This is a genomic window from Paenibacillus assamensis DSM 18201 (assembly GCF_000422445.1).
Taxonomy (GTDB): domain Bacteria; phylum Bacillota; class Bacilli; order Paenibacillales; family Paenibacillaceae; genus Paenibacillus_B; species Paenibacillus_B assamensis.
This window is the reverse complement of sequence record NZ_AULU01000003.1, coordinates 14,345-26,119: the sequence shown is the minus strand read 5'-3', so window position 1 is coordinate 26,119 and position 11,775 is coordinate 14,345. Positions and strand designations below refer to the sequence as shown.

General features: G+C 39.5%; 6 protein-coding genes. All 6 read left to right on the top strand.

Going from position 1 to position 11,775, the window contains the following annotated elements; translation table 11 throughout:
* The first annotated feature begins 3 nt into the window (after positions 1 to 3).
* Positions 4 to 525, top strand: a complete 522-nt coding sequence (locus H580_RS0100085; RefSeq protein WP_245583445.1) for a hypothetical protein — start codon at positions 4 to 6, stop codon at positions 523 to 525.
* A 194-nt stretch (positions 526 to 719) separates the two neighbouring features.
* Positions 720 to 2,384: an RHS repeat domain-containing protein gene (locus H580_RS0100080; RefSeq protein WP_169449336.1), complete on the top strand. Its 1,665-nt coding sequence runs from the start codon at positions 720 to 722 to the stop codon at positions 2,382 to 2,384.
* Between the two features lie 143 nt (positions 2,385 to 2,527).
* The gene (locus tag H580_RS25255) at positions 2,528 to 3,442 is read left to right on the top strand and encodes a GBS Bsp-like repeat-containing protein (protein WP_028592990.1); all 915 of its coding nucleotides are present in this window, start codon (positions 2,528 to 2,530) and stop codon (positions 3,440 to 3,442) included.
* 47 nt (positions 3,443 to 3,489) lie between these two features.
* Positions 3,490 to 4,578 (top strand): GBS Bsp-like repeat-containing protein, encoded by a 1,089-nt coding sequence (locus H580_RS22735; RefSeq protein WP_051217099.1) that lies wholly within the window; start codon positions 3,490 to 3,492, stop codon positions 4,576 to 4,578.
* 343 nt (positions 4,579 to 4,921) lie between these two features.
* On the top strand, positions 4,922 to 6,586 hold the full coding sequence (locus H580_RS0100065) for a carbohydrate binding domain-containing protein (protein ID WP_028592989.1): 1,665 nt from the start codon (positions 4,922 to 4,924) through the stop codon (positions 6,584 to 6,586).
* Between the two features lie 48 nt (positions 6,587 to 6,634).
* Complete coding sequence (locus tag H580_RS0100060) at positions 6,635 to 11,770, top strand: RHS repeat-associated core domain-containing protein (RefSeq protein ID WP_028592988.1); 5,136 nt, start codon at positions 6,635 to 6,637, stop codon at positions 11,768 to 11,770.
* Positions 11,771 to 11,775 lie beyond the last annotated feature (5 nt).

Sequence of the window (11,775 nt, the reverse complement as noted above, 5' to 3'; positions counted from 1 at the left end):
TAGGTGATTAATTTGGAGATTAGTTTTAAGACATCATACGGTATAATCAAGCATAACATGTCAGCTGAAAATATTGCTGAACTATTAAGTTTATTAATTGAAGAGGATGCAATATTGCTATTCTCCTTCTATGAGAGAAATATGCGATTATTTGATGAGAGCACACAAAAGTTCATTTCTGATAGATGCGAATTTGTGAACTCCGAGTGGGTTTTGCCTTGGGGGGAGTCTATTCCGCACTGGGATGAACCCAATGGAACACCACCGAACATAATATGGTTTTCTGCGATGCAAAATGAGGATATTATTAAAGCAATTGAAATTGACAACTTATTTAGGTGTGTTGTAGTTAAGCGGGGGGGAGAGTTTAAAGATTATTCAAATGTTCTATTCCATCAAGAATATTATGCTACTGTTGACGAAGAGGACTTTGAATACTATTTAGGATTTACAAACAAGGATTTCTTTTTAAATAATTGCTTGGATAAGATTAGTAAGAAATTCAAGGTAACATTTGTGGGATAGTAAAATAGAGTTCACAGTCTAGACCTTGAGAGATCATTCTCAAGGTCTTCTTTTTACCACCCATTGCAAGAATGAATGGGACTACGATGAGATTAAGTATTTATAACAGTGTATCGATTGGTTTTAACATAATTATTCTTATTATCTAAAGAAGATAATTATTCATTCTAGAGGGAGCAGTGGTCATGATATCTATGAAAAGTATGAAAGCAGCCTGTGTTTTGTTGTTATGTAGTATCTTATTTTATTCTTCTTTAACTACTGGATATGCTGCTTCGATAAAATCGTACAACTTGTACGACGAGTCGGGGAGATTAATAAATACGAAGCTATCCAATGGAGAAGTATTGGAATATCAGTATGATTTGAACGGGAATGTAATTCGAAAAGCAAATCATAATAAATTCATTAACGCAGATTTTGAGGTTTACAAAGGAACGAATGGTATAGCAGATGGATGGGGGAATTGGCATTCAGCAGCTGTAACAACTCAGTACCAAGTAGTGCCTCGGACTGAATCTAAAAAAGCGCAGCAATTTGCGAGTTCCAATCTGCCCAAAGATGGAACGAGTAATATTTATCAAGATATTGTTGTAACGGGAGAAACGCCGTATACCGTAAGTGGTCAACTAGCAATAGCGGATCTGCGAAATGCCAAAGTACAGGTTGTCATCCATTATTTTGATGCAAAAGATAATATTATCGGGAGTGAGACGCCATTTGAATATGGTGGAAATACCGATTGGCTTAGTATAAATGGTCAAGCGACAACGCCAGCTGGAGCAGTTTGGGCTAGAGTTCACTTTAATGTTTTAGCTACAGAAGCAGGAGCTCATGCGACGATAACGGTAGATTCTGTCGTATTTCAAAAAGGAGTACATACGAATTTGCTGACTAACGCAGATTTTGAAACGGATTCCCAAACAAATGGTGTAGCAGAAGGTTGGAGGAATTGGCATTCAGGAGATGTTAAAGGTTTGTATCAAGTAGTCGCCCGGACTGAGTCTAAAAAAGCCCAACAACTTGCAGCTTCTAATATGCCTAAAGATGGAACAAACAATGTATATCAAGATGTTGCTGTAAAAGGCGAAGCACCTTATACCGTAAGCGGCCAGCTAGCAATTGCAGATTTGAAAAACGCCAAAATACAGGTCGCTGTGCATTACTTTGATATAAATAATCAATTTATAGGTAATGAAATACCATTTGAATTTGGTGGAAATACGGATTGGCTTAGCATAAATGGTCAAATAAAAACACCTGTAGGTGCGGTTAGAGCAAGAATCCATTTTAATACCTTTGCAACAGAAAATGGAGGGCACGTGACAGTAACGCTAGACTCGGTAGCGTTAAAAAAAGGAGCGCGACCTAACCTTTTGATTAACGCAGATTTTGAAAAGGGAGCTAGATCAGACGGTGTAGCAGAAAGCTGGGCAAATTGGCATTCAGCAGATGTAGTAGGGAAGTATCAACTTGTTTCTAGAACGGAGTCTAAAAAAGCCCAACAACTTGCAGCTTCAAATATGCCTAAGAACGGCTCAAATAACGTCTTTCAAGATGTATCTGTAATAGGAGGTACAACGTATACCGTAAGTGGGCAAATAGCAATAGCAAATCTACAAAAAGCGAAAATGCAGATCACTATCCATTACTTTGACATAAATAATAGATATTTAGGTTACGAAATACCATTTGAGTATGGTGAAAATACAAATTGGCGTAACATAAATGGTCAAGTAAAAACGCCTTCAGATGCTGTTCGAGCTAGAATTCACTTTAATACTTATGCAACTGAAGCTGGTGGTCACGTTACGTTAACGGTGGACTCCGCTATTTTTCAAAGAGCTGCTGTTAAGTGAGTGTATAATTAAAATTTTTAAAAAATAGTTTACTTTGAAGATTTAACTCCTTAAGGCTTTTCTTTTACTACATTATTAAATACAGAATAAATAGTTATTACTTTCTTCAAATAAATAATGCTCATATAGACATATATAACCTTATGTTTACCGCTACAAGCGTAAGTGCACTTACAGAGTACGTATACAACGCAGATGGACAGCTGGATTACCAGTATAATTACAAGTCCAACACAAAAGTAGAGTATAAGCGCAATGATAATGGAAGTCTAGTCAATCAAATAGTAAAACAAAATGCAGTGGTGCCGACTAACAATCGTTTGGTGGATGGGAACTTTGAACAGTACTTAAAAAACTCAAAAGGATGGACTCCACATCATTGGGGTGCCACTGCAATAGAGATTCAGCCTTTTAGACAAGGAGAAGACAAAGGGCTCACGATCCAATGTTCTGAGATGAAAGTGAACTATTACTGTGGTGTAGGTCAATCCATTTCTGTGCAGCCGAAACAGCCCTATGTTTACTATGCTTCATTAGATATACAGAAACTAGCAGGGGCACACGTACAGTTGTATGTGGATTTTTATAATAAACAGGGCCAGTGGGTTGTTGCAAACTACTGGGAGAAGGGTATACACGAGAGTAATGGCGATTGGGTCTACACGGTTAATTTTAGGAATCATAGTAATGAAGCGGGACGGTATATTACGCATGTGTACGCGGTAGACAAAAATGAAAATATGGAGATGATCAGTTCTACAGAAGTAATTGCAGAGCAAAGTGTGAAGCTTAAGAATTCGGTTCGTCTGGATGAACAATGGTATGACATTTACGTGTATGGTGTTGATCGAGCGGCTAAAAAAGTCCAATTGCCTACATGGACCGCATTCCAGGATCAAGATGATATAAAGTGGATCGAAGGCGTTAAGATTAGTGATGGTGTATGGCGAGGTAGAGTGAAGCTTAGCGATTATCGTAACATGACAGGAAGTTATGTGACGCATATTTATATAGACGATGTCTTTTTCCAAGGGCATGTAGTAGAGGTGAAAAGATAGAGGTCTTTACTAGGCCGCTAAACAAGTTTTGGAATGGAGGAATGGTATTGTATCGATCTAGCACAGTTTCAAAAAGTATTTTTATTGTGTTTCTTTTCGTCTTCACTATGGGATTAACATGTACGTCTGTATATGCTCATCAGAACAGTCGTTATATATATGAAGATTCCAAATTAAAGTATATTCAATTGCCATCATCTAACCAATTGTTTGTTTATAAATATGATCAAAACGGGAATATAGTTAAAATCGAAAAAGTCAAAACACCTAGCGTAGTAGTTCCCTCAAAAGTGAGCATCTCAGATGTTTCCTATGAAGTAATTGCCTATGGAGTAAGCCCAACGGCGAAAAGTGTCCAGTTTCCAACATGGACGGAATTAAACGGACAGGACGACTTAGTACATCCTTATGTAGAGGGAGAGAAAGTTGCGCCAGGAATCTGGAAAGCGACCGTATTACTTTCAAAACACAATATGGAAAAAGGCGTGTACTATAACGACGTATGGGTAGATGGAAAGTTTTTTGGTGGGGCCGTTACGAAGGTTGAAGATAATGTTAGAGTTAGCCTCCCGCAAGAGATTGGGTATTCAGCAGGGGGATATGAAGTTGTGGTCACAGGCGTTGGTAAAGACGTAGCCAAAATAGTTATGCCAGTGTGGACAGCGCAGCATGAACAAGATGACATCAAACATGTTGAAGCGCAAAAAATAGAAGATGGTACTTGGAAAGCAAAAATAAAATTCAGTGATCACAATGACGAAACGGGGACTTACATCACACATATATACGCTCATGATAAGCATGGGAATCAAATGCCGCTATATGGAGGAGAAACAAAAGTCAAATCTGAAGTGAAAGCGCCACCTACATTGAGCTATTCCAGTGGATCCTATGAAGTAATTGCCTACGGAGTAAGCCCAACGGCGAAAAGTGTTCAGTTTCCAACATGGACGGATTTGAATGGACAGGACGACTTAGCACATCCATATGTAGAGGGAGAGAAGGTTGCGCCAGGTATCTGGAAAGCGACCGTATTACTTTCAAAACACAACATGGAAAAAGGCGTGTACTATAACGACGTATGGGTAGATGGAAAATACTTTGGCGGCGCGGTTACGAAGGTTGAAGATCGTTAGTATTTTCATTGAAAATATACAACTTGGCATTGCAATAGAATTGTATAAACTGATTGATATTTATGAGTTAAAGACCTTGGGGGCAATTCCTTCAAGGTCTTTTCGTATATGTCCTATTTTAATTTTAAAATCAAATAAATTTACAAATATTCATATAGACATATATTTTCTTTATTTATAAGATGAGTAAGGCGTCTAACAATTGGAAGGTAAGTAAACTGTATTAGTTTAATTTAGCTGCTTGGCCGATCAATCGTATTACGTATTAAGGTATCGATAACTTTTAATGCTACCTAGTGTAATGTAATCCTAATTTAAAAAAGTAGTAAAGGGGGAGCCTAATATGAAAAATAGGATCATTGTATCGTTAATAGCGGTTGTTCTGCTTGTTTCTTGTACAAGTATGGAAGTCTTTGCAGCAGCGACAGCCACCAAACAATATTTTTATGATGATGCCGGTAAACTGCGATATGCCAAGTACAAAAATCAAGTAACGAAATATCAGTATGATCAGAATGGAAACGTAAATCGTAAGTTTACCGATGAGCATCTGATAGATGGCGGATTTGAATTGGTTAATTCACAGGGTACTTTAAAGGCTTGGAATTATTATATGGGAGCGGGCATTCAGGGAAAGCAAGAAGTCGATACGAGTTTGCTTGAAGGCACACGTGCAATGAAGCTGGAAGCTACGTCCATTCCTCGTACCAATGATGGTATGAATGTATGGCAGGACTTTTCCGTAACGGGCAACACTACATACACGCTGTCTGGAAAAATGAGAATGGCAAATGTTCAGAACACCAAGCTGGAGTATCTTATTTATTACTATGATAAGGATAACAATCAGTTTGGCGGAGAAATGGTACTCGGTTATGACAGTACTACAGATTGGGTAACATTCTCTAAGCAATTTGTAACGCCTGCTAATGCGACGAGAGCAAGGATTCATGCGCATTTAAGTTCTACTGTAGCTGGGGGCAAAGGAACTGTCCATTTAGATATGCTCTCCGTAAAGAGAAACAAGCCTATTAACTTGCTTACGAATGGCGACTTTGAAATTGTTTCTCGTACAGATGGAACAGCGGATGGCTGGAGTCGTTATGTAGGAGCAGTTGAAGGAAAGCATGAAATTAGCCAAGTGGTCACATCAGAGGGCTTGCGAGCGCAGAAAATAGCTGCCGATAACATTCTGAATGTACTCGACGGTATTAACATTTGGCAGGACTTCTTTGTTAGTGAACAGAAGCCTCACGTCATGCATGGAAGGGTTCGGTTGGAACAGATGAAAGATTCCAAACTCGGATTCATTCTCTATTACTATGACAAGAACAATAAGCAAATTGGCTCAGAAAGCCCATTAGAGTTAGTGAACAATAACGATTGGCTTACAGTATCCGCACGATTTACCCCACCTGCTCAGGCGATAAAAGCGAGATTGCATATTCACGTAAGCGCAACGAAGGCAAACGGGCAGGGAACAGTATATGTGGATGCCATGTCGATTCAGCCGGGAGACAAGCAAAAGCTTCTATTCAATGGTAACTTTGAATCGGCGAGCGGCTCAGATGGCGCAGCAGACGGTTGGTTCCGTTATGTAGGAGAAGGCATTAAGGGCTCACATGAGATAAGTAGAAATATCGTTAAGAGTGGTAAACGGGCTCAGAAAATAGTAGCTAGCAGTATGCCTAGAGCTGGGGATGGCATCAACATATGGCAAGACTTTTTAGTCCCTCCCCAAGCAAGCTATCTGTTAACAGGTGCTCTTAAGTTGGAAAATATGAAAGACGCTAACTTGCAGTTTATAATGTACTACTATGATCGCAACAATAACGCCATCGGTTCATGGAATGTTGCATCTTATGCAAAGAACGGTGATTGGCTATCGATTTCCGAGAGCTTCAAGCCACCAGCCAATACGCATAAAGTAAGAATACATGTTCACTTAAGCAGTTCTAGTAATAATGGACAAGGTACTGTGTATGTCGATGATTTATCGATATCTTAGTTGAGGTTTTTCATTACATTAATATAAACAACAGGGGAATGTGAACAAATGAAAAAAATGAGGAAGTTATCCGCTGTACTTGCTTTGGTCATGTTTTTAGAATTAGCAGCACCATTGTTTATGCAAGTTGCAGAAGCAGTGGCAGCGCCTAAGTCAGTGTCGACTCAGACTGCTGACAATAAGGCATTGTTGACGATTGATTCTATCGCGAAGAAATACAATGTAACGCCTTCTGATATTCTATTGCGATTGAATGAAGGATACTCTTTGAAGCATGTTCATAATGTTTTAGCGAAAAATCCAGATATTACGGTGTTGCCAGCTACGCTTGAGGAGCTATTTCCCGGTGTAGGGAAGAAATATGAACCTCCTGCGGTAACAGATGCGACCTATGGATTGCAAATGCCAGGTTTCAACTTACCCTTTCCTAGTCTAGGAGATGTAACGGGGGCCACTTATGGAAATGTTACAGAATCTGTCTATGGTTCAAGGAAGAAACGAAGTATTTACGATATACCTAGAATTAATCATGATAAGCTGAGTCTTGTAAATCAGCATAAAAAACTAGACCAAGCGCCATACTCTGTTCAAACAGGTAACGAAACCATTTCGAGTGTAGATGGTTCCTTGAGTTTGTCCTCAACGGATCTCTTTTTGCCAGGAAGAAATGGACTGTCATTCTCGCTTCGGAGAGTTTATAACAGCAATGATGCCGAATTTTATAAGAAAACTGTAGAGCCTGAGCTTTATTCCTCATCCCTTATTACTCCGTGTGTCAAAGGGACTACTTATAAGAAGTTGGGTGGAGGACAAAGGGTAGTATGGGCTGAGAATAAGACAGATGATAGGGGTTATTTTGTTTATTCCGGTGTAGAAGGGCGGTATAGCTATCAATTTGAACAAAGAAAAGTAGAGTACTTTTATGGAAAAGAAAAGGAGACAATGAGGCCGGTTGCCGAAGTTGAATTTCCAGCAAGTGAAATAAATAAATCAATTCAGATATCGATGCATTATGATATTGATTTTGAAAAAATTAGATGTAGTGATGGTGAAGATTATCAGGTTGTACCAAATGAAAGCTATTTGTATCCCGGTAAATATCCTGATAATAAGGTAGAGAGTGATAGTAAGGATTCGATTTTGGGTAGAGGCTGGTCATGGGATATCCCGTATATGAAGTTTGAACATGAAGAGGCTTTTATTCGCATGCCGGCAGGAGGCGTCTATCAGGTAGACAAGGATCTCAATCTTAAGAGTTATCCTTGGAAAGATGCTGTGTTAACGAAAGACAGCAGCAGAAAGGTAGGGTACGTTACTTCAGCATACGCATTGAAAATGAAGCAAGGCACAACGTATTACTTTGATGCAAGAGGTGACCTGATACGAGTAGAAGATAACTACTCAAACTTTATAGATTTTCAACATTTAGGTTACGGATTAGGAAAAGTGACAGATTCCTTAGGAAATTACATTCAATTCAGCTATGACTGGCACAACAGCATTATAACAGCTACGACTAATGCGAATGAATCGGTTAAGTATGCATTTAAAAAGTTTAATGGAACAGACATACCATATTTAGAGTCTGTTACGAATACGATGGGCCGAACGACTCACTATGGATACGATCCTGCCCAATCGAAATTTTCGATGACCTCGGATACAATTAATCAACGAAATGACTATGCCTTATTAAAAGCAGTCCATCATCCAACAGGATCACGTACCGAATACCGTTACGACAAAGTGCTCCGACATTTTGGACATGATTCCAAGCAAGAACAGTACAGGGTAGTGGAGCGAAAAGATGTAGCGCAGTATGTGAATGGTGCAGTAGTCGATAGTAATCAAACGAGCATTCAATATGAATCAGATCCGTATGCTTCTGCCTCGAATGGTAGACATAAAACGATATTTAAGAGTGGAGATGCCACGAGCACATCTACTTATGATAAAGTACGCTCGGGTGATGACCCTGTATTCCAAAATGTAGAGTCGATCCAACAAGCAGGGCATGTTCAGCATGTGACGAATCAATCATACACGTCAAATATATTAAATCCTTATCCTGCACAGATTACGTCGAAGAAAATAAGTAACGGGGTTGAGAGTCCATCTCTCATCGTGAATCGGAATTATGATGAGAATGGGAATGTAACGAGTGAAACAAACAGCCTTGGGGCCAGTACGACGACTACGTATGATGCAAAATGGGGGCTACCAGAAACGATTACGTCTAAGTTGGATGTGAATCAGCAGTCTGTTACAAGAATGTATCGTAACGATAAAGGTTCTGTAATTGAATCTAAAACGTACGCCAACTCAGAAGGCGGACAACTTCTTGGTCATATCAATTATGAGTACGATGGATTCGGTAATGTTACGAAAGTAACGGCTCATAATGATAGAGGTAAACCGACTGTATTTAGATATCATTATGGTGCTGAATATCAGCATGGATACCTTACGCAGCAGGAAGTAGATGTCACGAATGCAGATGGACAAGTCTCTACCCTTGTGGAGAAAGCCACCTATAATCCTGTAACGGGACAAGTATTATCTTACACAGATGGAAAACAGCAAACAACATCGTATGTGTATGATCCGTTGGGCCGTACAACGTTAATCACAATGCCGAACAATAGCCAGATTAACTATGTGTACAACGATGCTCAAAACCATGTGCAGCTGAAAAACACGCTTGGAGAAGTAACGGAGGCATGGTTCGATCCACTTGGACGAAAGGTAAGAGAGACAAAAGGTTTAGGTGAAGTGAAATATGGTTACGATGAACGCACAAGTCAGCTGCAGTGGACAGAGGATGCATATGGTAATCGTATAACGTACAGCTATGACGGATTTGGACGTCCGCTTCAGACTACGTATGCGAATAATACATCTGATCGTATGGAATACGACGATGCGAAGCTGACAGTAACTGTTATAGATGCAGAGCAAAATCGTTCAAGAACGACAAGTGATGTGCTAGGCAGAATGATTTTGGTTGAGTCGTACCAGAACAAGCAGAACTACGTGCCAGTTCAGCGTTCGGAGTATAATCTTGCGGGTGCGGTCACTTCTGCAATAGATGCAAATGGCAATCGAACGGAGTACCAGTATAATGCTGGGGGCCAACTGACTGCGGTTATCGATGCTCAGAAGCAGACGACAAGCTACCTCTATGATCGCTTGGGCAATCTTCTTGAGACAATTTATGCGAATCAACAGAAGATGAAGAAGGAATATGATGAACTTGGTCGCGTTACGAAAAAAATTAACGGAACAGCTCAAGTTCAGAAGTATTACTACGATGCAAATAGCAATTTAGAGAAATATATTGATCGTAGTGGTACAGTTACAGAAAATCGTTATGATGCAATGAACCGACCTCTACAGAATACGCTTGGAGATGAAACAGTTCAATACAGCTATGATACTGAAGGTAGACCGATCACGATGACAGATCATAGAGGAACAACGAGCTATGAATATCAGGCACGTTCTGGTTTCTTGACGAGCATTCAATATCCAGATGGTGTGAGGCTGATAAACAACTATGATTTGAACAAGAAGACGGGGTATGAGTTTGCAGCACCAGGCGTTAATGTAAGGGTCGATGGAACTTACAACAACGTTAATCAGTTGAAGCAATTGAACATTTTGAGTGGTGGCAATCAACCTGCAAAGACAATCTCATATGATCACTTGGCAAATGGACAATTGGCGAAGCAGACATATGGCAACGCATCTGTAACGGACTATCAATATGAAGATAAAAGGTTGAAGCAGCTTAAGTCTACAAAAGATGGAGCTGTGCAGAACATCTTCCAGTATGGATATGATTTGGTTGGAAACATCACGCATCGTAATGAAAATAGTTACACGACCAACTTTACTTACTCGCCGTTGAATCAGATTCAAACATCCAGTGAGTTCAATGAGACGTATTCGTATGATGAAAGGTACAATAGGCAGACGCTTGATAGTACTAGAACACGATCAATAAAATCAGCACAGTACGAATACGATAAGAAAAATCGCTTAACGAAGGTAACTGGTGATCATAATCCCGTAACATATTCTTACACAGGAGAAGGATTGTTGTATGAGCGTGTGGAGAATAACGTTAAGAGCCGTTATTACTACGATGCGAACAAGCTTTTATTAGCAGAGGCAGTCGTCGTTGCAGATGGAAAAGCGAAGATCAAATATGTGTACTTGTATGATCTAAACGGCAAGCTTATCGGTCGCCAAGATGTTGCAACAAGTCAATTGCAATATTACCAACTTAACGGTCATGGGGATGTCGTAGCCATCGTCGATGAAGCGGGTAAGAAGCTAAATGAATATCGATATGATATCTGGGGATTACCGCTAGAGGAAAAAGAAACTGTTCCGAATATCCTGAAATACTCCGGCGAGTATTGGGATAAGACAACAGGGCTTCAATATCTTCGAGCAAGATGGTACGACCCAAGCATGGGGCGGTTTATTAGTGAGGATACGTATGAAGGGGAATTGAATAGTCCACTTAGTTTGAATCTTTATACGTATGTGGAGAATAATCCACTGAAGTTTATTGATCCAAGCGGACATAAAGCATGGTTAATCCATGGTACATTTTCCGATGGAGACACTTGGACTTCTAATTTTGTAAAGTATGTTGAAAAACTATTTAATGAGAAAAGTGAAAAATTGATTTGGAGTGGTGATAATAATATAGATGCACGTTCAGAAGCTGCCGAGGGGTTTGTAACACAAATTTATGATTGGCACAAAAAACATCCGAATGATCCTATTAGATTGATTGGTCATAGTCATGGAGGGAATGTAGCTATAATGTTATCCAATCTTCTAGCTGAAAAAGGATTGGAAGTCGAAACTTTGATTACAATTGCTACCCCCGTTAGGGAATATACGTTAGATAAAAATACGTCTGTTGGTCAACATATTCATCTATATAATAATACGGATCAGGTACAGTCAAATGGAGGAAGTGTGTGGCTTCTAGGTGCTACTCTTTCACGTAAATTTAAAGGTGCTGAAAATGTGAGAGCCAAGGATGCTGAACAACCAGGTGTTTTTAGTCCAAAGGGTGGACCTATTGATTCACATTCAAGTATGCATAGTAATATAAACATCTGGAAGAAGTACATTGAGCCAATTTTGAAAAAGAAAAAGTGAAGACG